The sequence below is a fragment of the Blastococcus sp. TBT05-19 genome (assembly GCF_003319095.1).
Taxonomy (GTDB): Bacteria; Actinomycetota; Actinomycetes; order Mycobacteriales; family Geodermatophilaceae; genus Blastococcus.
This window is the reverse complement of record NZ_QOHI01000004.1, coordinates 202939-225652: the sequence shown is the minus strand read 5'-3', so window position 1 is coordinate 225652 and position 22714 is coordinate 202939. Positions and strand designations below refer to the sequence as shown.

At 75.4% G+C, this 22714-nt stretch carries 23 protein-coding genes; 11 read left to right on the top strand and 12 right to left on the bottom strand.

What is annotated here, in order from left to right; genetic code table 11:
• Positions 1-6: 6 nt before the first annotated feature.
• Entirely contained in the window at positions 7-636 is a 630-nt protein-coding gene (locus tag DQ244_RS12465) for a hypothetical protein (protein WP_233491353.1), read from the bottom strand.
• A 250-nt stretch (positions 637-886) separates the two neighbouring features.
• Between DQ244_RS12465 and purU the strand changes: the two genes are divergently transcribed.
• Entirely contained in the window at positions 887-1759 is an 873-nt protein-coding gene (gene purU / locus DQ244_RS12460; protein ID WP_113811803.1) for a formyltetrahydrofolate deformylase, read from the top strand.
• A gap of 16 nt (positions 1760-1775) precedes the next feature.
• On the opposite strand, the gene DQ244_RS12455 is transcribed toward purU, so the two are convergent.
• The gene (locus tag DQ244_RS12455) at positions 1776-2732 is read right to left on the bottom strand and encodes a hypothetical protein (protein WP_113811802.1); all 957 of its coding nucleotides are present in this window, start codon (positions 2730-2732) and stop codon (positions 1776-1778) included.
• A 215-nt stretch (positions 2733-2947) separates the two neighbouring features.
• Between DQ244_RS12455 and DQ244_RS12450 the strand changes: the two genes are divergently transcribed.
• Together DQ244_RS12450 and DQ244_RS12445 are read left to right on the top strand one after the other, a co-directional pair.
• The gene (locus DQ244_RS12450) at positions 2948-3163 is read left to right on the top strand and encodes a hypothetical protein (RefSeq protein ID WP_113811801.1); all 216 of its coding nucleotides are present in this window, start codon (positions 2948-2950) and stop codon (positions 3161-3163) included.
• A 43-nt stretch (positions 3164-3206) separates the two neighbouring features.
• Positions 3207-4589, top strand: coding sequence for an FAD-binding oxidoreductase (locus DQ244_RS12445; RefSeq protein WP_113811800.1), 1383 nt, complete (start codon positions 3207-3209; stop codon positions 4587-4589).
• On the opposite strand, the gene DQ244_RS12440 is transcribed toward DQ244_RS12445, so the two are convergent.
• Together DQ244_RS12440 and DQ244_RS12435 are read right to left on the bottom strand one after the other, a co-directional pair.
• Entirely contained in the window at positions 4567-6060 is a 1494-nt protein-coding gene (locus tag DQ244_RS12440) for an MDR family MFS transporter (RefSeq protein WP_113811799.1), read from the bottom strand. The two genes, DQ244_RS12445 and DQ244_RS12440, sit on opposite strands and share 23 nt — an antisense overlap.
• Entirely contained in the window at positions 6057-7259 is a 1203-nt protein-coding gene (locus DQ244_RS12435; RefSeq protein ID WP_233491352.1) for an MFS transporter, read from the bottom strand. The genes DQ244_RS12440 and DQ244_RS12435 overlap by 4 nt, the downstream gene beginning before the upstream one ends.
• 76 nt (positions 7260-7335) lie before the next feature.
• Between DQ244_RS12435 and DQ244_RS20160 the strand changes: the two genes are divergently transcribed.
• Positions 7336-8178, top strand: a complete 843-nt coding sequence (locus tag DQ244_RS20160) for a patatin-like phospholipase family protein (RefSeq protein WP_113811798.1) — start codon at positions 7336-7338, stop codon at positions 8176-8178.
• A gap of 1 nt (position 8179) precedes the next feature.
• The gene (locus DQ244_RS12425; RefSeq protein WP_113811797.1) at positions 8180-9250 is read left to right on the top strand and encodes a lysophospholipid acyltransferase family protein; all 1071 of its coding nucleotides are present in this window, start codon (positions 8180-8182) and stop codon (positions 9248-9250) included.
• Here the strand turns inward: DQ244_RS12425 and DQ244_RS12420 are convergent.
• The 3 genes from DQ244_RS12420 to DQ244_RS12410 form a co-directional block, all read right to left on the bottom strand.
• Positions 9196-10230 (bottom strand): asparaginase, encoded by a 1035-nt coding sequence (locus DQ244_RS12420; protein WP_113811796.1) that lies wholly within the window; start codon positions 10228-10230, stop codon positions 9196-9198. The two genes, DQ244_RS12425 and DQ244_RS12420, sit on opposite strands and share 55 nt — an antisense overlap.
• 4 nt (positions 10231-10234) lie before the next feature.
• A complete protein-coding gene (locus DQ244_RS12415; RefSeq protein ID WP_113811795.1) occupies positions 10235-10642 on the bottom strand; it encodes a four-helix bundle copper-binding protein in 408 nt (135 codons plus the stop codon).
• A gap of 85 nt (positions 10643-10727) precedes the next feature.
• Complete coding sequence (locus DQ244_RS12410) at positions 10728-13244, bottom strand: SpoIIE family protein phosphatase (protein WP_158544555.1); 2517 nt, start codon at positions 13242-13244, stop codon at positions 10728-10730.
• A gap of 205 nt (positions 13245-13449) precedes the next feature.
• Between DQ244_RS12410 and DQ244_RS12405 the strand changes: the two genes are divergently transcribed.
• Positions 13450-13878: a nuclear transport factor 2 family protein gene (locus tag DQ244_RS12405; protein WP_113811793.1), complete on the top strand. Its 429-nt coding sequence runs from the start codon at positions 13450-13452 to the stop codon at positions 13876-13878.
• Here DQ244_RS12405 and kynU read toward each other — a convergent pair.
• The gene (gene kynU / locus DQ244_RS12400) at positions 13856-15100 is read right to left on the bottom strand and encodes a kynureninase (RefSeq protein ID WP_113811792.1); all 1245 of its coding nucleotides are present in this window, start codon (positions 15098-15100) and stop codon (positions 13856-13858) included. The genes DQ244_RS12405 and kynU overlap by 23 nt on opposite strands.
• Positions 15101-15184: 84 nt before the next feature.
• Here kynU and DQ244_RS12395 point away from each other — a divergent pair, with 84 nt between their 5' ends.
• The 5 genes from DQ244_RS12395 to DQ244_RS12375 are packed head-to-tail and all read left to right on the top strand — an operon-like array spanning position 15185 to position 18854.
• On the top strand, positions 15185-15931 hold the full coding sequence (locus DQ244_RS12395; RefSeq protein WP_113811791.1) for an alpha/beta hydrolase: 747 nt from the start codon (positions 15185-15187) through the stop codon (positions 15929-15931).
• A gap of 43 nt (positions 15932-15974) precedes the next feature.
• Positions 15975-16547 (top strand): hypothetical protein, encoded by a 573-nt coding sequence (locus DQ244_RS12390; protein ID WP_113811790.1) that lies wholly within the window; start codon positions 15975-15977, stop codon positions 16545-16547.
• Between the two features lie 42 nt (positions 16548-16589).
• Positions 16590-17051 (top strand): ester cyclase, encoded by a 462-nt coding sequence (locus DQ244_RS12385; RefSeq protein ID WP_113811789.1) that lies wholly within the window; start codon positions 16590-16592, stop codon positions 17049-17051.
• A 51-nt stretch (positions 17052-17102) separates the two neighbouring features.
• On the top strand, positions 17103-18011 hold the full coding sequence (locus DQ244_RS12380; RefSeq protein WP_113811788.1) for an NAD(P)-dependent oxidoreductase: 909 nt from the start codon (positions 17103-17105) through the stop codon (positions 18009-18011).
• Between the two features lie 30 nt (positions 18012-18041).
• Positions 18042-18854, top strand: a complete 813-nt coding sequence (locus DQ244_RS12375; RefSeq protein WP_113811787.1) for a TIGR03084 family metal-binding protein — start codon at positions 18042-18044, stop codon at positions 18852-18854.
• Here DQ244_RS12375 and DQ244_RS12370 read toward each other — a convergent pair.
• The 4 genes from DQ244_RS12370 to DQ244_RS12355 are packed head-to-tail and all read right to left on the bottom strand — an operon-like array spanning position 18845 to position 22636.
• Entirely contained in the window at positions 18845-19303 is a 459-nt protein-coding gene (locus DQ244_RS12370; RefSeq protein WP_113811786.1) for a MaoC family dehydratase, read from the bottom strand. The genes DQ244_RS12375 and DQ244_RS12370 overlap by 10 nt on opposite strands.
• The gene (locus DQ244_RS12365; RefSeq protein ID WP_113811785.1) at positions 19300-20844 is read right to left on the bottom strand and encodes a long-chain fatty acid--CoA ligase; all 1545 of its coding nucleotides are present in this window, start codon (positions 20842-20844) and stop codon (positions 19300-19302) included. Before DQ244_RS12365 ends, DQ244_RS12370 begins: the two co-directional genes overlap by 4 nt.
• Positions 20841-21731: an amidohydrolase family protein gene (locus DQ244_RS12360; protein ID WP_304557326.1), complete on the bottom strand. Its 891-nt coding sequence runs from the start codon at positions 21729-21731 to the stop codon at positions 20841-20843. Before DQ244_RS12360 ends, DQ244_RS12365 begins: the two co-directional genes overlap by 4 nt.
• Positions 21728-22636, bottom strand: a complete 909-nt coding sequence (locus DQ244_RS12355; RefSeq protein WP_113811784.1) for an SDR family oxidoreductase — start codon at positions 22634-22636, stop codon at positions 21728-21730. Before DQ244_RS12355 ends, DQ244_RS12360 begins: the two co-directional genes overlap by 4 nt.
• Between the last annotated feature and the right edge of the window lie 78 nt (positions 22637-22714).

The window sequence follows — 22714 nt, the reverse complement described above, 5'->3', positions numbered from 1 at the left end:
CCGGCCTCAGGTGGTCTCGGGCACCCGCAGGTGGGCGATCGCCACCTCGAAGTCGGCGGTGCCCAGGGCCTCGATGCCCATGGTCGGCGCGAACTCCTCGCGGAACTGCCGCGCGCCCTCGGCCGCCTCCTCGAGGTCCTCGGCGGTGTCGTAGGAGACCGCGGCGACGGTGAGCCCGTCCGCGCGGCGCACCATCACGCTGACGCCGCAGAAGCCGGGCAGGTCCTCCAGCTTGGGCATGAGGGAGAGCCGGACGGCGTCGACGGCGCGGTCGACCGAGCCGGGGTCGCTGCGCAGCCACGTCACCCGGCAGGCCGCCGCGGGGTGCGGCTCGTGCACGCGGTGCATGGCGGCGATCTCCCACCGCTCGAGCTCCGGCCGCCCGCCCAGGGTCTCCACGGTGCGCTCGGCCAGCGCCCGGACGCCGTCCTCGCTCGCGCGCAGCGCCGACTCGTCGGCCCACGACGTCGTGACGATGCAGTGACCGGACCCCCGGTCGGCGAGCATCGACAGCCCGACGCAGCCGTCCATCGCGCGCATTCGCGGCATGACCTCGTCGCGGACGTAGGCGATACCCCGGTCCACCGACCCCCGGTCGCCGTGGATCGTCGTCGAACGGGCGTGCATGCGGGCCATCGGTCCTCCGGGTCAGGGTCCTCGGCGCCCCCGGGCAGAGGCGTGCGGCCAGGGTGCGCGCCCCGCGTGCGGCGGGCAAGGGTCGGGACGGTGCGGCCGCCTACGTCGATTGTCGCGGGCGGGGCGGCACCTCCCGCCGTCCACGAGACGTCATCTGCGGCATCCGTCACACTCGGCGCGCTGCATAGGTTCAGCGCAGACGTGGACCCGGCCGGCCCCGGTCGCGGGGACCGACCCAGGAGGAGGCTCGATGACTCGGCTCGCCGGCGCCCAGCACGGTGTCCTGGTGCTCTCGTGCGAGGACTCGCCCGGCATCGTGCACGCGGTGTCCGGGTTCCTGATGGAGCAGCAGTGCACCATCCTGGAGAGCCACCAGTTCGACAGCCCGACCAGCGGGATGTTCTACATGCGGGTGGAGTTCGCCCACCTGGAGGGCGGGGCGCTGGACTTCACCGCCCTCTGCGCCGCGTTCGAGGGGACCGCGCAGCGGTTCGGCATGTCCTGGCGGCTCGCCGACGCCGCCGAGCGGCAGCGGGTGGTGATCATGGTCAGCAAGTACGCGCACTGCCTGATCGACCTGCTGTTCCGCAACTCCATCGGCGAGCTGAACCTCGACGTCGTGGCCGTGGTGTCCAACCACCCTGACCTGGAGAACATCGCGTCGTTCTACGGCGTCCCCTTCCGGCACATCCCCGTGACGAAGGAGACCAAGGCCGAGGCGGAGGAGGCGCTGCTCGACATCGTGCGGACGGAGGGCGTCCAGCTGGTGGTGCTCGCCCGCTACATGCAGATCCTCAGCGACAACCTGTGCCGGGAGCTGGCCGGGCGGGCGATCAACATCCACCACTCGATGCTGCCGAGCTTCAAGGGCGCGCGGCCCTACCACCAGGCGCACACCCGCGGCGTCAAGTTCATCGGGGCGACCGCGCACTACGTCACCGCCGACCTCGACGAGGGCCCGATCATCGAGCAGGAGATGCTGCGGGTCGACCACGCGCTGGACCCCGAGCAGCTCGCCGCCCGGGGGCGCGAGGCCGAGACGCGGGCGCTGGCGCACGCGGTGCGCTGGCACACCGAGAACCGCGTGATCATCCACGGCAGCCGGACCGTCGTCTTCGAGTGACGGACCGGCGGCCGGGTCAGTGCGTGTGCAGCGACCTGGCCCAGCGGCGGAGGGCGAGCGACCAGGACCGGCCGGCCGGCGCACCGGCCGGGCGTGCCAGCGCGTCGAGCTCGGCGCGCAGCGCGTCCCGCCGGCCCTCGAGGGCCTCGATCTCGGTGAGCAGCGCGGCGCGGCGGTCGGCGGCGGCGGAGTCCAGGCGCAGCCGGATCCCGGCGGCCTCCTCGTCCGCGCGGCGCCGCTCGTCGCGACCGACGCCGAGCATCCGCACGACCTCGCCCCGGGCCCGCACGAGGGCCTCCTCGGCCTGCTCGGCGGCCTGCTGCCCGACGAGGACGGCGTCCTGCTCGGCCAGCCGGGCGGTGAGCCGGGCCTCGGCCAGGTAGCGCTCGGCCTCGGTGCGGAGCCCGGCGCTGGTGCGCTCGGCCTCCTCGACCACCCGACGGGCGTCGGCGACCAGGGCCGCGGCGTCGGCGGCCGCGGCGGCCACCTTCCGGGCCGCGGTGTCGCCGGCCTCGGCGAGCGCGCGCGTCGCCTCGGCGGAGAGCTGCGCGGCTGCCTCGGCGGCGGCCGCGCGCTCGGCCTCGGCCTCCGCCCGGATGCCGTCGGCCTCGTCGGCGGCCGCGGCGAGCAGGGTGCCGATGCGCTGAGAGGTCCCGAGCAGCTCCCGGCCGTCGGAGGAGTGGTCGAGCAGGGCGCGGGCGTCGTCCAGCGCGGCCACGGTGTTCAGGTGCCGGACCAGCAGGTGCTCGTGCGCCCGTCCGGCCGTGGCCAGCTCCTCCTCGGCCCACCGGACGTAGGTGTCGACCTCGAAGCGGTCGTAGCCGGCGACGGCGCGGCGGAACATCGGCGCGGAGCCCATGAGGCCGGCCAGGTCGCCGCCGACGTTCGGGCGCTCGGGGTCGTTCGGGTCGCGGTGCCGGCCGGCTCCGGGCGTCTCCACCGGTGCGGCCACGGTGTGGATGTCGGTGCTCATCGGTAGCGTCTCCTGCGCAGTGGCGTCCCCCGGGGAGATCCAGGGGAGATCGGAACGCTACGGCGGTTCCGGCCCCCCGGCGGCCGCCCGGCGGGAGCCCTCACCCGGACGGGCGGGACGCCCGCCGGGAGGCCGGATCCGGGCGTCCCACCCCTCGGGGTGAGGCCCCGGGGGAGGTGCGTTTCCCGGCACCCCGGGCGGCGCACCCTGGGCTGATGGACCAGGTCCCCTCCCCGCCGCTGCCGGGCAGCTTCACGGTGTCCCCGCTGTTCCAGTGGGAGACCGTGGCGCTCGTCGTGGGGCTCGCCGTCGTCGTCGCCCTGGTCGCGGCGGTGCTCCTGGTCGCGGGGCTGGGCCGCGCCCGGCGCCCCGAGTGGGAGGACTGGCTGGCGTCCCGCTCGGCCGCTCCCGAGGACCCCGACCGGACCTAGGCGCCGGGTTGCGCCCCCGCGACCGCGCCTGGTTGCGTGGGGCATGGCCAGCGCGGGAACCGACGGACCTCCGGTCGACGCGCTGCGGGCGGCCCTGCCCGAGGGGGCGGTGCTCACCGATCCCGCCTCCACCGAGGCCTACCGGCACGACTGGACCCGGCTGCCCGACGCGGGGTTCCCGCTGGCCGTGGTGCGCGCGAGCTCGGCCGACCACGTCCGCACCGCCGTCGGCTGGGCGGCAGCGCACCGGGTGCCGGTCGTCCCGCGCGGCGCCGGGACCAGCCTGGCCGGCGGCGCGACGGCGATCGACGGCTGCCTGGTGCTGAGCACGGAGCGCATGACCGGCATCGAGGTCGACCCGGCGACGCGCACCGCGGTGGTCGGGCCCGGCGCGCTCACCTCGGCGGTCAAGGACGCCGCCGCCCCGCACGGGCTCTGGTACCCGCCGGACCCGGGCTCCTTCCGGATCTCCACGATCGGCGGCAACGTCGCCACCAACGCCGGCGGCATCTGCTGCGTGAAGTACGGGGTGACCACCGACTACGTGCTCGGGATGGACGTGGTCCTCGCCGACGGGCGGCTGGTCACCCTGGGCGGGCGCACGGTCAAGGACGTCGCCGGGCTGCCGCTGCTCAAGCTCTTCGTGGGCAGCGAGGGCACCCTCGGGGTGATCACCCGGGTCGTCCTGCGGCTGGTCCCGCTGCCCGCGCCGGCCGGCACGCTGGTGGCCTACTTCGACTGCACCCGGGACGCCGCCCGGGCCGTGGTCGCCATGGGGGCGCGCGCCCGCCCCTCGATGCTGGAGCTGCTGGACGCCGCAGCCGTGGGCGCGGTGGAGGACTTCCGGCCGATGGGCCTCGACCGCGACGCCGGCGCGCTGCTGGTCGCGCAGTCCGACGCCCCGGGGACGGCGCGGTCGGAGGAGATCGCCGTGATGGCGGAGTGCTGCGAGCAGGCCGGTGCGCGCAGCGTCATCGCCACCGACGACCCGGTCGAGGGGGATCTGTTCCTCGAGGCGCGGCGTGCGGCCGGTCCGGCGATCAGCGCCCGCGGCTCCGTGCTGGCCGAGGACATCTGCGTGCCGGTGGACCGGCTGCCGGCCGCCATGGAGCGGATCGAGGCGATCGCGCGGGAGCACGGGACGGAGATCCCGCTCGTCGCGCACGCCGGCGACGGCAACCTGCACCCGGCGATCGTCTGGCCGCCCGGGGACGAGGAGGGCCGCCGCCGGGCCGAGGAGTCCTTCGCCGCGATCCTGCAGGTGGCCCTGGACTGCGGCGGCACGATCACCGGCGAGCACGGGGTCGGGCGGACGAAGCGGTCGGCGCTGCCCGATCAGCTCGGTGACGACGTGATGGAGCTGGGCCGGCGGGTGCGCGGGGCGCTGGACCCGCTGGGCATCCTCAACCCCGGCGTCCTCTGGTAGCGGCTCGGCCCGCGACGACCGGCTCCGTCGCCCCCGGCGTGGCTGCGGGCACCCGGTCCCGCGGCATGAGCAGGGTCGCGGCCAGCATCGCGGCGGCGAGCACGGCCGTGCCCAGGAAGACCGAGTGCACGGCCGAGGTGAGGGTGCCCGGGTCCACCGCGTCGGTCTCGGCGCCCGGGCCGATCCGGGCGTTCACCAGGGCACCGAACACCGCGACGCCGACGGCGCTGCCCGCGGAGCGGAAGAACATGTTCGCGCCGGTGACCACGCCGCGTTCCTCCCACCGCGCGGCGGTCTGCGCGGCGATGAGCGTCGGGGCGGCGGTGAACCCCATCCCGAGGCCGATGAGGAACACCGTCGCGGCGACCTGCAGCACGCTGGAGGACTCGTCGAGCAGGAGCAGCAGGGTCGCGCCGGCGACCGCGACGACGCTCCCGATGAGCGCCGTCGACCGGATGCCGATCCGGAGGTACACCCGGCCCGCCTGCGACGCCGACAGCGGCCAGCCCATGGTCAGGGCGGCCAGCGCGAAGCCGGCCACCAGCGGCCCGGTGCCCAGCACGTCCTGCACGAACGTCGGGACGTACGAGGTCAGCCCGAGCAGGACGGCGCCGACGCAGGCGGCCACCAGGTTCGTGGCCACGAGCAGCCGGCGGCGGAGCAGGTGCAGCGGCACGACCGGATCGGCCGCCCGGCGCTCCACGACCACGAACACCCCGAGCAGGACGGCGCCCCCGGCGAGGACGGCGATGCTCGGCACCGAGCTCCAGGCCCACGCCTGCCCGCCCTCGAGGAGACCGAGGATCAGCAGGGTCAGGGCGAGGGTGAGCACGGTCGCGCCCGCGGAGTCGATGCGCGAGCGCCGTCGCGCCACCTGCTCGGAGAAGCGCAGCGCGATCATGGCCGCGGCGACCAGGCACAGCGGGATGTTGACGAAGAAGATCCAGCGCCAGCTGACGTACTCGGCGAAGACCCCGCCCAGGGTGGGGCCGGCGACCGAGGAGATCGCCCACACGCCGGCGATGTAGCCCTGGACCTTCGCACGCTCCTCCAGGGAGTACAGGTCGCCGACGATCGTCATCGACATGGGCTGGACCGCGCCGGCGCCCAGGCCCTGGACCGCGCGGAAGGCGATGAGCGCGCCCATGTTCCAGGCCAGACCGCAGAGGACCGAGCCCAGCAGGAACAGGCCGATCCCGACGAGCATGACCGGCTTGCGCCCGAAGACGTCGGCCAGCTTCCCGTAGACCGGCACCGTGACCGCCTGGGCGAGCAGGTAGACGGAGAACAGCCACGGGAACTCGGCGAAGCCGCCGAGGTCGTCCACGACCGAGGGGACGGCGGTGGCGATGATGGTCGCGTCGATGGCGACCAGGCCGGTGGCGAGCATGACCGCGATCAGCACCGGGCCGCGCTCCGAGCGGAACCCGACCCCCGACGTCAGTGCGCCCTGCGTCCCGCGCGGTGTCATGCCGGCGTGACCCGAGCGGTGCGCGGCATCGCCAGCGCCGCGAGCAGCCCGGCTCCGAGCACGACGGCGGTGACGGCGAAGGCCCACTGGAACGAGGCGACGTCGGCCAGCCAGCCGGCGACCAGCGGCCCGGCCACCGCCCCCAGGTCCGCCGACATCTGGAACACCGCCACCAGGCGGCCGCCGCGCGCCGGGCTGATGTCGGCGACCAGCGCGGCGGGCGCGGCGGAGAGCAGCGACGCCGCCAGCCCGAAGACCGCCATCGAGACGAGGAAGACCACCAGCTGCGGCGGGAAGACCAGCGCGATCACCGAGGCGGTGGCCAGGGCCGCCCCCAGCACGAGCGAGGGCCGCCGTCCCCACTGGTCGACCAGCCGGCCCGAGCCGAGCAGGCCGAGCGCCTGGGCGAGGGATCCGGCCAGCAGCCCGGCGCCGGCCCAGGCCACGGTGCGGCCCAGCTCCTCGGTGACGTACAGCGGCACCATCGAGTTGCGGACGCCGAAGAGGAACCACCCGGTGCCCAGGTTCGCGATCAGCGCGGCGAGGTAGGCGCGGTCGCGCAGGGCCGTGGTCAGGCGCACCGGCCCGGCGGCCAGGTCGGGCGCCGCGGCGTGCGGCCCGTCCGCGCCGGCCGGGGCGGCCCGCAGCAGCACGAGGGCGACCGCGCCCGCGACGAGCAGGAAGCCCGCGTAGAGGAAGAAGGGGAGCCGGGGCGAGAGCTCGGCGAGCAGCCCACCCGCCGCCGGCCCGGCGATGCCGCCGAGGATGAACCCGCCCTGCCAGGTCGCGGCGGCCCGCCCGCGGTGCGTCGGCGGCGCCACCCGGAACAGCAGGGAGAGGGCGGCGACGGTGAACATCGCGCTGCCCACCCCGCCGGCCGCACGCAGCGCCAGGAACAGCGGGAAGGAGCCGGCCAGCCCGGCCAGCCCGGTGGTGACCGCGACCAGGCCCAGCCCGGTGGCGAGCACGACCCGCTCGCCGAACCGCTCGACCAGCGAGCCGCCGCCGAACGCCGACACGAAGCGGAAGAACGCGAAGGCGCTGACCGCCAGCCCGACCGCCGTCCGCCCCACGCCGAAGTCACGGGCGAACAGCGGGATGGCCGGGGCGACGATGCCGAAGCCGAGCGCCACGACGAAGGCGACGACGGCGAGGACGCGGACCTCGCGGGGGAGGCCGTCGGGCCGCACGGAGCGCACGACGTCCGATGGTGCACGCCCCTCCGCCCGGCGTCGTCGCCGGGTCCGGAACCACGGCGGATGACACGATGCGGCCATGTCGTCGCCCGAGGTACCGGCCGAGCCGGGGAGCACGGCGTTCGTCCTCGGCGGCGGGGGAGTGCTCGGTGCGGCCGAGGTCGGGATGCTGCAGGCGCTGCTCGAGCGCGGCATCCGGCCCGATCTGGTCGTGGGCACGTCGGTGGGCGCCATCAACGGAGCGCTGGTGGCCGCCGATCCGACGCCCGGCGCGGTGGACCGGCTGCGCCGGGTGTGGCAGGAGCTCGGGTCCCGGGGGGTCTTCGCCGGATCGGTCCTCGCCCGGGCGCGCACGCTGGCCCGGACCCGCACGCACCTGCACCCCCGCGAGCCGCTGCGGGACCTGCTGACGGCCCACCTCCCGGTGCGGACGTTCGCCGAGCTCCGGGTCCCGTTCCAGTGCGTCGCGGCGAGCATCGAGCGCGCCGCCGAGCACTGGTTCACCGAGGGATCCCTGCTCGACGCGGTCCTGGCGTCGTCCGCCGTCCCCGGGCTGCTGCCCCCGGTCGAGCTCGACGGCGAGCACTACCTCGACGGCGGGCTGGTGCACAGCATCCCGGTCGGCCGGGCCGTGGCGCTCGGGGCCGGCACGATCTACGTGCTGCACGTCGGGCGGATCGACCGGCCGCTGCGCCCGCCGACCCGGCCGTGGGACGTCGGGTTCGTGGCGTTCGAGATCGCCCGCCGGCACCGGTTCGCCGCCGACCTGGCCGCGCTGCCGCCCGGGGTCACCGTGCACGTGCTGCCGTCGGGTGATCCGGTGGGGGCCGGCACCCTCCGCTACCGCGACTTCTCGGGCGTGGCGGACCGGATCGAGCGGGCGTACGCCGCCTCCTGCGAGCACCTGGACGGAGGAGCCTGACGTGCTGCCGCCGCGCCGCGTGCGCCGCGTGACCGGTCCGCTCCTGCTGGTCGCGCTGGCCGCTGCCGCCCTCGTCCTCCTGCCGGTGCTCGTCCTGGCCTCGGCGGTCGCCTCGATCGTCCTGCCGGGCCGCTGGCGGGCGCTCCGGCTGCTGGGCTTCCTGCTCGTCTACCTCGCGCTCGAGGTGACCGGGCTGGTGGTCGCCGGGCTGCTGTGGCTGCGCGCGGGCTGCGGGCGCCGGCTGCACACCCCGGCGTCGCGGCGGGCGCACTACGCCGCGCTGCGCCGGCTGCTCGACGCCGTGATGCGGGCGGCGCAGCGGCTGTTCGCGCTGCGCCTGGTCACCGACGGCACCTCGTGGTCACCGCTGGACGACGGCGTGCCCGGATCGCCCGACGCCATGCTGGTGCTCTCCCGGCACGCCGGCCCGGGCGACTCGTTCCTGCTGGTGAACACGCTGATGAACCGGGACCACCTGCGGCAGCCCCGGATCGTGCTCAAGGACGTGCTGCAGCTGGACCCGCTGATCGACGTCTACCTCAACCGGCTGCCCAACCACTTCGTGCCGGCCGAGCGCACCGACGGGTACCGCTCCGAGGACGCGATCGCCGGCCTCGCCCGCGACCTGGGCGAAGAGGACGCGCTGCTGATCTTCCCCGAGGGCGCCAACTTCACCCCGCGGCGCAAGGTCCGGGCGATCGAGCGGCTGCGCGGCCGGGGGCTGGATTCCGCGGTGCGGCGGGCCGAGGCGATGCGGCACGTGCTGCCCCCGCGCCCGGCCGGGGTGTCGGCGGCACTCGGCGCCGCTCCGCACGCCGACGTCGTCTTCGTCGCGCACACCGGCCTGGAGCACCTCAGCACGGTGCGCGACCTCTGGCAGGGCCTGCCCATGGACAAGACGCTCCACCTGCGGTGGTGGTTCGTCCCGGCCGCCGAGGTGCCCCGCGGCCCGGCGGAGCAGACCGACTGGCTCTACCGCTGGTGGGAGACGATCGACGCCTGGATCAGCACGACCGCTCAGGCGGAGGCGGGGCCCGCGCCCGGCCGGGGGGACCGGCGCACGGGGTCCTGAGCCGTCCCGTCGACCGCCAGGTGGCCGGTCACGATCGGCAGCGGGTCCGCCGGCGCGACGGCGAGCGCCGCGGCGAGCAGCACCCGCGCCTGCCACGGGCTCAGGTCACCGGCGAACACCGCGCCGGCCCGGGCGAGGTCCGCGCCCCCGCCGCCGGTGTACAGCGGCGCGACGGGGCCCGCCGGCACCCGCGAGCACACGAGGACCGGGATGCCGCCGGCGACCACGTCCCCGACGGCGGCCGCGACGGCGGGGGTCGCGTTGCCGGCGCCGAAGGCCTGCAGCACCACGCCGGCCGCGCCCGCGCCGGCCGCGGCACGGAGCAGCACGTCGTCGGCGCCCAGGTACAGGGGGACGACGTCGACGCGGGGCAGGTCGCCGTCCAGGTCGAGCGGGATCGGCGTTCCGCGCACCGGCCGGGACAGCGCGGTCACCTCGTCGCCGGTGACCCGGAGGACGGGCCCGCGCCCCGGGGCCGCGAAGGCGCCGCTGCGCAGCGTCTCGACCTTGCGCACGCCGCGGGCCGCGAACGCCAGCCCGTCGAAGCAGAGCAGCACGCCGGCGTCCCGCGCCGAGGGCGAGGCGGCGACCCGGAGCGCGGCGGCGAGGTTCGCCGGGCCGTCGGGCGCGGGGGAGTCGGAGGGGCGCTGCGCGCCGGTGAAGACGACCGGTCGCGGGTCGTCGTGGACGAGGTCGGCGAGGAACACCGACTCCTCCAGGGTGTCGGTGCCGTGGGTGACGACGACGCCGTCGACCTCGGGGCCCAGCCCGCGGTGCACCTCGGCGACCAGCCGCAGCAGGTCGGCGGTGCCGAGGGCGAAGCTGCCGACGGTGCCGACGTCGGACGTCGTCACCGTGAGCCCGTCCGGCGTCCCGGCCGCGGCGAGCAGGTCGACGGCGCGCGTGACCGGGGCCAGCCCGTCCGGCCCGCGCCGGCTCGCGATCGTGCCGCCGGTGGCCAGCAGGTGGATCCGTCGCACCCGATCAGCGCAGGGCGTCGAGCAGCTCGCGGCAGGCCCGCTCGCACGCCCGGCAGGCCTCGGCGCAGATCCGGCAGTGCTCGTGCATCTGCGCGTGGCTCTCGCACTCGTCGCCGCACGCCTTGCACGCCGCGGCGCAGGCCTCGAGCACCGCGCGGGTGAGGTTCGCGTCGTAGCCGGTGTGCCGGGAGAGCACCCGGCCGGTGGCCTCGCAGACGTCGGCGCAGTCGAGGTCGGTCCGGATGCACGTGCGCAGCTCGGCGACCATCTCCTCGCTCAGGCAGGCGTCGGCGCAGGCGGTGCACGCCTGGGCGCACGCCACGCAGGCCTCGATGCAGGCGAGCAGCTTCTCGCGGTCCACACCCCCGAGGTCCTGCGGGTACGTCTCGAGCATCTGTCCGGCGACGGTCACTGTTCCTCCTGGGACGGGGCGGCTGCCGTCGGCGTTCCGCCGACGTGCTGGGGCCTACCCCGGTCCACGACGGACGACCCCACCGTCACGGGACCGTCATGTCGTCGACGGGCCCGACGGTGCTCCGGCGACCCGGCCGCGGGCGGTGGTGGCGGTGCAGGCGCACCGCCACCAGCGCGACGTCGTCGTCGGTCCGGTCGGGGAGCATCCGCTCCAGCAACCCGTCGCAGAGCCCGTCGAGCTCCAGACCGGCCAGCTCCCGGAGGGCGTCCCGGAGACGGTCGAGCCCGTCGTCGAGCGTCGCGTCGCGGCGCTCGACGAGGCCGTCGGTGTAGAGCACCAGGGTCGAGCCCTCCTCGAGCGTGACCTCGAGCTCCCGGCGCGCGGCGGTGTCGTCGACGCCGAGGAGGAGGTCCGCCCGCGGGCCGGTCAGCGTCTCCACGGCGCCGTCGGGGGTGACGACCATGGGCGGCGGGTGCCCGGCGTTGGCCCAGCGGACCCGGGTGAGGCCACGACGCGCCTCGTCCTCGGTCTGCTCCAGGCGGGTGAGGACGGCGGTGGCGGTGGTCTCCAGCTGCAGCGCCGTCATCGCCTCGTCGACCCGGCGCAGCACCTCCGCCGGCCCCGCGCCCGTGGTCACCGCGATCGCCCGCAGCATCGAGCGGAGCTGCCCCATGGCCGAGGCGGCCTCGACGTTGTGCCCGAGGACGTCGCCGACGGTGATGATCGTGCCGCCACCGGGCTGCCGGAATGCGTCGTACCAGTCACCGCCGACCTGCGCCGTCTCGGCCGCGGGGGTGTAGCGCACGACGACCTGGACGTGCTCGGGCTGGGCGGGGGCGGTGAGCAGCGACCGCTGGAGGCCCTCGGCGAGCTGCCGCTGCGCCCGGTAGAGCCGCGCGTTGTCCAGCGCCAGGCCCGCGCGGACGGCGATGTCGGCCGCGGTGTCGATGTCCTCCGAGGTCAGGGTGCCCCGGTCGGCGGAGTTGAACAGGCTCAGCAGCCCCACCGTCCGTCCGCGTCCGCGGAGCGGCAGGACGGCGAACGACTCCGGCGCGAGCCGCGTCAGCAGGTCCTGCGCGCGGCCGGGGGTCAGCACGGCGCGGATGCGTGCCGTCGCCTCGTGCGGCAGGACCACCCGGCGGCCCGTGGCGAGCGCCTGGGCGATGAACGAGGTGTCCAGCAGGGCCGGGATGCGCTCCCGGGCGTAGTCGGCGACGACCGGCAGCAGGTCCGGATCGGTGTGCGCCCAGCCGACGTCCCGCAACCCGTGGCGGAAGCTCCGGGGGTGGTCGTCGTCGACCAGGCTCACCAGGCACCAGTCGGCGAGGGCCGGGACGACCAGGTCCGCCAGCCGGGCGACCGCCACCTCGGCGTCCAGCGTGCCGGTCAGCTCCGCGCTGACCTGGCCCAGCAGCTCGCTGCGCCGCTGCAGCCGGACCCGCTCGGTGATGTCCAGGAAGTACACGGCGACGCCGAGCGGACCGGGGACGGCGCGCACCTCCACCCAGACGTTGAGCGGCTCGGGGTAGTAGGCGTCGAAGACGACCGGTCGGCCGGTCTCGGCGGCCCGGCGGTAGTTCTCCTCGAACTCGGTGCCGACCGTCGCCGGGAACACCTCCCACACCGTCCGGCCGAGCAGCTCCTCGCGTCGCCGGCCGGCGATCCGCTCGGCCTCGGCGTTCAGGTGGGTCATGACCCAGTTCCGGTCCATGGCGACGAACGCCACGGCCAGGCCCTCCAGCAGGTCCGCGGTCCGCTGCATCGGCTCGCGCTGGGCCGTGGTCTCGGTCGCCACGCCGATCAGCCGGCGCCGTCCGCGCTCGTCGACCACCCGCCCGCGGGCGGCGACCCAGCGGTGGGACCCGTCGGGCAGCACGATCCGGTACTCGGCCTCGTACGAACCATCCGTCGCGATCGCGCGCTGCACCCCGGCGACGACGTCGTCGACGTCGTCGCGGTGGACGTTGGCGTAGACGTCGTCGGCGCGGCCGCTGAACGAGGCCCGGGTCAGCTCGGAGAGCTCGAGCAGCCGGTCGTCGAGGGCCAGCGTGCCGGTCGTCAGGTCGAGGTCGAAGGTGCCGACCCCACCCGCCTCGGCGGCCAGGTCCCACCGGGTCCGCTCCGCCTGCCGCTCGGCGGTGACGGCGGCCAGCTCGAGCTCCACCACGACCGCCCGGGCGAGCTGCTCGAGCAGCGCCACGTCCGCGGGCGACCACTCCCGGGCCGCGGGGCCGAACACGCAGAGCGCGCCGACCGGCCGGCCGTCGGCTCCGGCCAGCGGCACGCCGAGGTAGGAGCCGACGTCGCCGGAGGTCACCGGGGGCAGGTGGGCGACGCGCAGGTCGTTGCCGGCGTCGGGGACGAGCAGCGGTCCGCCGGAGGCCGCCGTCACCGTGCACAGCGAGTCCGCCAGCGGCCCCCGGGCCCCGACCGAGCCCTCGCGCAGACCTGTGCCGCCCACGACGGTCTGCACGTCCGACAGCAGCGACACCTGGGCGGCCGGTGCGCCCAGCAGCCGCGCGGCGAGGTCGGTGATCCGGTCCAGCGCGGTCCGGTCGGCGGTGGAGACCCACGCCTGGCCGCTCCCGCTGCTCCCCACGCGCACGCCTCCGTCCCGTTCCGGCCGCCCAGCCCTCCAGGCGCCGGACCGGACGCTGACGGGATCCCCCAATCTATCGGCGTACGGGAGCGGGCAGGCATGCGGTTCGACCGCCCGTCCGGGCGCGGGTGCTGGTCGGGGCCGGGCGGAGGGGCCAGGATCGACGCGTGGCGCGCCCGCGCCGGCTGCTCGCCGAGGAGGCACCGTGATCGACGACGTCATCGCCCGCTGGCACAGGTACATGTCGGGCGAGCTGCCCGACGGCCTGGACGAGCTCCTCGCCGACGACGTCGTCTTCTACTCGCCGGTGGTGCACACCCCGCAGCGGGGCAAGGAGATCACCACGCGCTACCTCGAGGCGGCCGGGCAGAGCCTGGGCGGCGACGCCGGGGCCGGGACGTTCCGCTACACGAAGGAGCTCCTGGCCGGCGACACGGCGGTGCTCGAGTTCGAGACGAGCGTGGGCGGCAAGTACGTGAACGGGGTCGACATCATCCGGTGCGACGACACCGGCCGGATCGTGGAGTTCCGGGTCATGATGCGTCCGCTGCAGGCCATCCACGCCGTGCACGAGGAGATGGGCCGGCGGCTCGCCGCGGCTGCCGGGGAGGTCAGCCGGTCCGCGTCCGGATGAGCTGCTCGACGTGCGCCAGCGCGGTCGCCAGCTCCGCGAAGCTCGTGCTCAGCGGGGAGAGGCCGAGCCGGAGGCCGCGGGGCCGCCGGAAGTCCGGGACGACGCCCCGGCGCCACAGCTCGTCGACGACGGCCCGCATGGCGTCGTGCTCGAGCGTGACGTGCCCGGCGCGGCGACCGGGGTCGCGCGGGGAGGCGACCGTGACCCCGAGGGGGCCGAGCACCTCGTCGGCGACCGCGATCGCGTAGCCGGTCAGCAGCACCGACTTCTCCCGGACGGCGGGCATGCCGGCCCGCCCGACCAGGGTCAGCATGTCCTCGACGGGGATCATCGACAGGATCGGCGGCGTGCCGCTGAGGAACCGGCGGATGCCCGTCGCCGGCACGTAGTCCGGGCCCATGGCGAACGGCTCGGCGTGCCCCATCCACCCGGGGATCGGCTGCACGAGCTCGTCGTGCAGCCGCCGGGCCACGTAGCCGAACGCGGGCGCCCCCGGGCCGCCGTTCAGGAACTTGTAGCTGCAGCCCACGGCCAGGTCGACGTCGGCGGTGTCCAGCTGCACGTCGACGACGCCGGCCGAGTGGCAGAGGTCCCAGAGCACCAGGGCACCGGCGCGGTGGGCCGCGGCCGTGATGCCGGGCAGGTCGGCGAGGTGCGCGGACTTGTAGGCGACGTGGCTGAGCACCACCAGCGCCGTCTGGTCGCCGAGCACCTCCTCGACCTCGGTCAGCTCGACGCCGGCGGCCGGGTCCGGCTCGATCCAGCGGACGGTGCGCCCGGTCTCGGCCGCCACCGCGGTGAGGACGTACCGGTCGGTCGGGAAGTTCTCCGTGTCGGCGACGATCTCCCGGCGGTCGGGGCGGGCGTCCACCGCTGCCCGGACGAGCTTGTAGAGCAGCACCGTGGTCGAGTCGGCCACGACGGTCTGACCGGCGGCGGCGCCGAGCACGGTGCGGCCGATCAGGTCGCCGACGGCGGTGGGGCGGTCGAGCCACTGCTCGTCCCAGGCGCGGATCAGCCGCTCGCCCCACTCGTCCTCGACGAACCGGGACAGCCGCCCGGCGGTGACCCGGAGCGGACGGCCCAGCGAGTTGCCGTCGAGGTAGGCGAGCACGCTCCCGGGCAGCACGAACTCCGACCGGAAGGCGGCCAGCGGGTCGCGCCCGTCCAGCTCGGCGGCGCGCTCGACGAGCTCCCGCGGGAGCCGAGGGTGCTCGGTCACGGGCGCACGCTATCGCCGACCGGTGCGCCGCCCGCCGGTCGAGTAGGACTGACGCATGCGTTCCCGCCGATCGACGAGCACCTGATGGCCGCCGAGGACCGGTCGGTGCTGAGCCGGCCCGCGTCCCCTCCCGACGTCGTCGTCCGCTACGGGCCGGCCGACGAGCAGGTGGCCGACGTCCGGTTCGCCTCCGGACCGGCCGCCCGGCCGGTCCTGGTGCTCCTGCACGGCGGCTTCTGGCGCCCGCAGTTCGACCGGCTGCACGTGCGGCCGATGACCGAGGCGCTGGCCGCGGCCGGGTGGCCGACGGTGGCGCCGGAGTACCGGCGGGTGCCCGGCCGGCCGGACCTGACCGTGGACGACGTCCGCGCGGCCGTGCGGGCGGTGGCCGACCGGCCGGAGCTCGCCGGCCGGCCGGTCGTGGTCGGCGGGCACTCCGCCGGCGGGCACCTGGCCCTGCTGGCCGCGGCGACGCTGGAACCCCCGCACGTGCCGGTCGGCGTGCTGGCCCTGGCGCCGGCGGCCGACCTCGGGCTGGCGCAGTCGCTGGGGCTGGGCGACGGCGCCGTGACCGCCTTCCTGGGCGGGGACGCGGCGGCGCGGCCCGACCTGGACCCCGTGCGGCTGCCGGCGCCGGCGGGAGCGGTGCGGATCGTGCACGGGACCGCGGACGACATCGTGCCGGTGCAGGTGAGCGAGTCCTACCTGCGGCGGCACCCGGCGGCCGTGCTCACCCGGGTCGACGGCGGGCACTTCGCGGTGATCGACCCGGCGAGCGCCGCCTGGCCTGCCCTGCTGGCCGCCCTGGAGGACCTCGCCGGAGGCGGCTGAGGACCCTGCGCGCCCGTCCTCACCCGCGGGTACCGCGGTCGCCATGAGCGGGAAGACGGCCGGGGACTACGCCGACGACTACACCGAGCCCGAGCTACGGGCGCAGCTCTTGGAGGAGATCAAGGCGGGCGACCGGGGTGGGCGCCCCGGGCAGTGGAGCGCCCGCAAGAGCCAGCTGCTGACGGCGGAGTACGAGAAGGCCGGCGGCGGCTACGTGCACGCCGGCGAGCGCACCGAGGCGCAGCAGCACCTCGCCGAGTGGACAGAGCAGGACTGGCGCACCGCCGACGGCGACGCGCGTGCGCGCCACGGGGACGGCACGAGCCGGTACCTGCCCGACGCCGCCTGGCAGCTGCTCACCGACGAGGAGCGGCGGGCGACCGACCGCGAGAAGAAGGGCGCCGACGAGCAGCACGTGCCCAATCCGCAGGCAGCGAAGGAGGCGCGCGCGGCCGCGGAGATCATCGACGTCCCGGCACCGGAGGCGCGGAACCGCGTCGACCGGATGCACGGGACGTCGCAGCTCGACCGCGCCGAGCGCGCCGAGAAGGAGCTCGGCAAGGGCCGCAAGACGGTGCTCGAGCGGATCGAGAAGGCCCGCGAGGAAGAAGACTGACCAGCCGGGTTCCGGTGCGAGGGAGTCGGGTAGCGCCGAACGATGAGCGCTGAACTGAACACCTCCACCCAGGAGCGGGCCGCGGCCCTGCTCAACAACGGCGAGATCGACGCATTCGTGGACACGCTGTTCGCCGTCGACGCGGTCGACCACGACCCCGCGCCGGGGCAGGGGCCGGGCCGCGAGGGTTTCCGCAGCTTCTTCCGCACCCTCACGACCGCGTTCCCCGACGCGCACCTCGAGCCCGCCGTGAACGTGGTCGACGACGACAAGATCGCCTTCGCCTACACGCTGACCGGCACGCACCGGGGCGAGTTCCAGGGCGTGGCCCCGACCGGCGAGCGCATCGAGGTCCGGGGGCTGCAGATCGGCCGGTTCGAGAACGGCCAGATCGTGGAGCGGTGGGGCAGCACCGACGAGCTCGGCATCATGCAGCAGATCGGCGCGGCACCCGGCGGGCAGCAGAGCCTCGCGGACAAGGTGAAGGGCGTCTTCTCCGGCTGACGCCCGGCCCGTGGTGGGCGCGGCCGCCCGGCCGCTGGCAGGGTGGGGCCCATGGCAGCTCCCTCTCCCGTCGTCGTGGTGACCGGTGCGAACGGACTCGTGGGCGCGGCGGTGTGCCGGGCGCTGGCCGAGCGGTCGGCGCAGGTGCGCGCCGTCGTGCGCCGCGCCGGCGGTGCCCCTGCGCTCGACGGCGTCACCGAGCACGTGGGGGAGTTCGCCGACGAGGAGTTCGCCCGCACGGTGACCCGGGGCGCCGACGCGGTCGTCACGACCGTCCACCCGATGGGCTCCTCGCGGGAGGAGCAGCACCGGGTGGGCGCGGAGGGCACGGCCGCGCTGGCCCGGGCGGCCCGGGACGCGGGGGTCGGCCGGCTCGTGCACGTGTCCACGGCCGGGGTCTACGACCGCTCGCACGGCATCGGGGACGTGGCCGAGGACGGGGCGCTGCTGCCCGAGGGCAGCGGCGCCTACCCCGACACCAAGAACGCCGCCGACGCCGCGCTCGCGCAGGTCGAGGGGCTCACGACCGTGCTGGTCCGCCCGCCGGCGATCCTGGGCGCCGGCGAGACGTCGGTCTGGAACACGCTGCGCCCGCGGGCGATCCGCGACGGCGACCGGAAGGCCAACCCCGCGCAGACCTTCGCCTGGGTGCACGTCGACGACCTGGCGGCCCTGGTCGCCGACGTCGCCACCGGCGCCGTCGCCACCTCCGACGACCCGGCGCGGGGGCCGGTGGCCGGAGCCACGACCCCGGTCATCGTGGCGGGGGAGCCGGCCACGCTCCGGGACTACGTCGGCACGGTCACCGGCGCGCTGGGCATCGAGCCCGAGTGGACCGACGAGCCGGTGTGGACCGGGCAGCTGCGCACCGACCGGGCGCGCGGATGGGGCTGGACGCCCCGGGTGGGCCTGACGCACGCCATGGGCGAGCTGCGGGAGGGTCTGACCACCGGCGCGTGAGGCGCTGACCAGGAGCGACGGGAGGCAGGCATGGCGGACCGGGCATCGCTGCTCGCGGACCTGACCGCGGAGGGTGACGCGCTCGACGCCGTCGTCGCCGGGCTGGACGAGGCCGCCTGGACGACGGCGACCCCCGCCGAGGGCTGGACGATCGCGCACACGATCGCCCACCTCGAGGGGACCGACCGGCAGGCACTGCTCGCGGTCACCGATCCGGCGGCGTTCGGCACCGCCCTGTCCGCGGTGCTCGACCGGCTCGACACCCTGGTGGACGACGAGGCCCGTGCGGGCGCCGCGACCGCGCCGGCCCTGCTGCTCGAGCGCTGGCGGACCGGCCGGACGGCGCTCGCCGAGGCGCTCGGCGCGGCCGGGGAGGACCGCTTCCCGTGGTTCGGTCCGCCGATGAAGGCGGCGTCGATGGCCACCGCCCGGCTGATGGAGACCTGGGCGCACGGGGTGGACGTGACCGACGCACTCGGGCTGCCGGTCCTGGTCTCCGGCCGGCTGCGGCACGTGGCGCACCTCGGCGTCCGCACCCGGGACTTCGCCTTCGCGCAGCACGGGCTGACGCCTCCGGCGGAGCCGTTCCGCGTCGAGCTCACCGCGCCCGACGGTCCGGTCTGGACGTGGGGGCCGGACGACGCCGCGCAGCGGGTCACCGGGCCGGCGCTGGACTTCTGCCTGCGGGTGACCCGCCGGCGGCACCGCGACGACCTGGCGCTCGAGGCCACCGGCGGGGAGGCCGACCGGTGGCTCGACGTCGCGCAGGCGTTCGCCGGCCCCGCGGGTGCCGACCGCCCGCCGGCGGGCGCCCCCCGCGGGGCCGGGCGGCGTCAGCCGTAGAAGCGGAAGACCGGCTCGGCGATGCAGACCGGCTTGGCGGCGCCCTCGGCCTCGATGACGGCGGTGGCGGTGAGCTGCAGACCGCCGGAGATCTCCTCGACGTCCTTGAGCGTGGCGGTGACGCGCAGCTTGGAGCCGACCGGCACGGGGGAGGGGAAGCGGACCTTGTTCAGCCCGTAGTTGACGCCCATCTTCATGTCGGTGACGACCAGCACCTCCGACCACATCGGGATGAGCAGCGACAGCGTGAGGTAGCCGTGGCCGATCGGGCCCCCGAACGGGCTCTCCGCCTTGGCGCGCTCGACGTCGACGTGGATCCACTGGTGGTCGCCGGTGGCGTCGGCGAAGAGGTTCACCCGCTCCTGGGTCACCTCCACCCAGTCGCTGGTGCCGAGCTCGGTGCCGACCAGGGAGGGCAGCTCGGCGATCGTGGTCGTGGTGCTGGTCATGCGGGCTCCTCGGTGGGGGTGAAACGGTTCCGCAGGTCGGGCTTGCGGATCTTGCCGGTGGCGGTCTTGGGCAGGGCGTCGACGAACTCGACGTGGCGCGGCACCTTGAAGCCGGCCAGCCGCTCCCGGAGGGCGGTGCGGATCGCCTCGGGGTCCTCGGACGACCCGGGAGCGGGGACGACGACGGCCAGGCCGACCTCGCCCCACTTCTCGTCCGGGACGCCGATGACGGCGGCCTCGAGCACCTCGGGCAGCTCGAGGAGCGCGGACTCGATCTCGGCGGGGTACACGTTCTCGCCGCCGGAGATGATCATGTCCTTGTAGCGGTCGCGGATGTAGAGGTAGCCGTCCTCGTCGGTCGAGCCCGCGTCGCCGGAGTGGTACCAGCCGTCGACGATCGCGGCCTCGGTGGCCTCCGGGGCGTTCCAGTAGCCGGCCATGATGTTCGGCCCGGACAGCACCACCTCGCCGATCTCCCCGGGCTCGCACTCGGAGCCGTCGGGGCGGACCACGCGGACGTCGACGAAGAACTGCGACTTCCCGGCCGAGCCCACCTTCGCCACGGCGTCGGCGCTGTCCAGCGCCGTGCCGGCCGGCGCGGACTCCGTCATGCCGTACGCCTGCTGGACGGTGATCCCGCGGTCCAGCCAGGTGTGCAGCAGGGGGAGGGGGAGCGGGGCGCCCGCGGCGCCGATGGTGCGCAGGGCGGAGAGGTCGACGGTGTCGAAGCCCGGCTGCCGGCTGATCGCGTCGAGCATCGTCGGGACGGCGAAGAACGACGTCACCCGCTGCTCGACGATCACCCGGAGCGTCTCCGGCGGGTCGAACCCGCGCACCAGGACCACGCAGCCCCCGCGCAGCAGCGTCGGGTTCAGGGTGCCGTTGAGGCCCCCGATGTGGAACAGCGGCGCCAGGCCCAGGGTGCGCTCGTCGGGGGTGAAGTCGAAGCCGAGGATCTGGTTGAGGCACGACCAGGTCATGTTGCCGTGGGTCAGGACCGCGCCCTTGGGGCGGCCGGTCGTGCCCGAGGTGTACATGATCAGGCAGTGGTCCTCGTGCGTGACGGGCTCGTCGCGCAGCACCGGGTCGGCGTCGGCGAGCAGCTGCTGCCAGTCGGAGGAGCCTGCGCCCCCCTCGAGCGGCGTCTCCCCGGCCACCCAGTGGCGGACGGCCGGCACCTGCTCGCGCAGGGCGTCGGCCGTCGTCCCGTGCTCGCGGCCGTGCACGACCACGGTGGCGCCCGAGTGCTCGAGCACGTACCGGGCCTCCGGCACGGTGAACCGGGCGTTGACCGGCACCCAGACCGCGCCGAGCTGCCCGCAGGCGTAGAGCACCTCCAGGGCGGCCGGGTGGTTGGCGCCGAACCAGGCGACCCGGTCCCCGCGCCGGACGCCGAGCCCCTCCAGCGCCGAGGCCGCCCGCCGCACGCGGTGGGCGAACTCGCCGTGGGTGGTGGTCGTGCCCTCGAACCAGATGGCCGGCCGGTGCGGCGAGATCCGCAGCCGGCGCTCGGGCCAGGAGCCCAGGCCCGCGTTCCTCATCGGGGGGCGGTCGGGTCGAGGTTCAACGCTCGGATCGCGTTCTCCTTCATGATCAGCGGCTTGACCTCGTCGCGGATGTCGAGCTGCTCGAAGTCCGCGATCCACCGCTCGGGGCGCAGCAGCGGGTAGTCCGAGCCGAAGAGCACCTTCGTCCGGAGCATCGTGTTCGCGGCCCGGACCAGCTGCGGCGGGAAGTACTTGGGCGACCAGCCGGACAGGTCGATGTAGACGTTGGCTTTGTGCTGGGCGACGGCGATCGCCGAGTCCTGCCAGGGCACCGAGGGGTGGGCCATGATGATCGTCAGGCCGGGGAAGTCGGCGGCGACGTCGTCGAGCAGCATCGGGTCGGAGTAGCGCAGCTTGATGCCGCGCCCGCCCGGGAGCCCGGAGCCGATGCCGGTCTGGCCGGTGTGGAACAGGGCCGGCACCCCGAGGCTCTCCAGCTCTGCGTACAGCGGGTAGTGCCGCCGGTCGTTGGGCTCGAAGTTCTGGAAGCTGGGGTGGAACTTGAAGCCCCGCACCCCGTGGTCGGTGACCAGCCGGCGGGCGGCGCGGATGCCGGCGACCCCGCGCGCGGGGTCGATGGAGCCGAACGGGATGAGCACGTCGGGGTGCTCCGCCGCGGCCTCGGCGATCTCCTCGTTCGACAGGGTCATCTGGCCCGTGGCGGCCTCGGCGTCCACGGTGAAGATGACGGCGGCCATCTTCTTCTCGCGGTAGTCGGCGGCGATGTCGTGCACCGTCGGGTCGTAGGGGTCGCCCTTGAAGTACTTCGAGGCCGCGGCGTTGAGCTCGTCGTCCAGCGCCAGGTGGCCGTGGGTGTCGGCGTGCACGTGGGTGTGCACGTCGATGGCGACCAGGGCGTCGAGGTCCAGTCGGACGCTCACTTGGGGGGCTCCGGGAACTGCTGGCCCACCGTCTGCTGCGCGGCGGCGAACCTCTCCGGCCAGATCGCGGCGACCGCGTCGGCCGACCACCCGGTGCCGTCGGCCAGCTCGACGACGGCCTCGCCGGGGTGCGACCACAGGGCCAGGCGGTCCCCGCCGATACCGATGGCCTGCCCGGTGATGCCGGCGGCGGCGTCGGAGGCGAGGAACGCGACGACGCCGGCCGCGTCCTGGGGGGTGCCCAGGCTGAGCTGCTGGCGGCCGAACTGCGCCAGGGGCCCGCCGGTCTCCAGGGCCTTGATGTAGGGCTGGAGGAAGGGCACCGTCTCGGTCATGGCCGTGGCGGCGACCGGCACGATGGCGTTGACCGTGATCTCGGCGCGGGCCAGCTCCATGGCCCAGGTGCGGACCATGCCGACGATGCCGGCCTTGGCCGCGGCGTAGTTGGTCTGCCCGAAGTTGCCGACCTGCCCGGTGGGGGAGCCGACGCAGATGATCCGGCCGCCCTCGCCCTGCTCGCGCATCCGGATGGCCGCGGCCCGGGTGCAGGTGAAGGTGCCGCGCAGGTGGGTGGTGATGACGGCGTCGAACTGCTCGTCGGTCATCTTCCACACGGTGGTGTCGCGGAGGATGCCGGCGTTGTTCACCAGGACGTCGAGCCGTCCGAACTCGGTCACGGCCCGGTCCACGAGGGCCTGCGCGGCCTCGCTGGTGCCGACGGCCACCACCTCGGCCACGGCGCTGCCGCCGGCGTCGGTGATGGTCCGCACGGCGGCCTCCGCGACGTCGGCGTCCACGTCGTTGACGACGACGGCGGCGCCCGCGCGGGCGAGCTCGGTGGCGTAGGCGAGGCCGAGGCCACGGCCCGATCCGGTGACGACGGCGACCTTGCCGGTCAGGTCCACGGGTGCTCCTCTTCGGACGGGGGTGGGTGGGGCGAACGTAGGGCGGTATCGTGGAGGTTGTCAACGATGGAGGTGCAC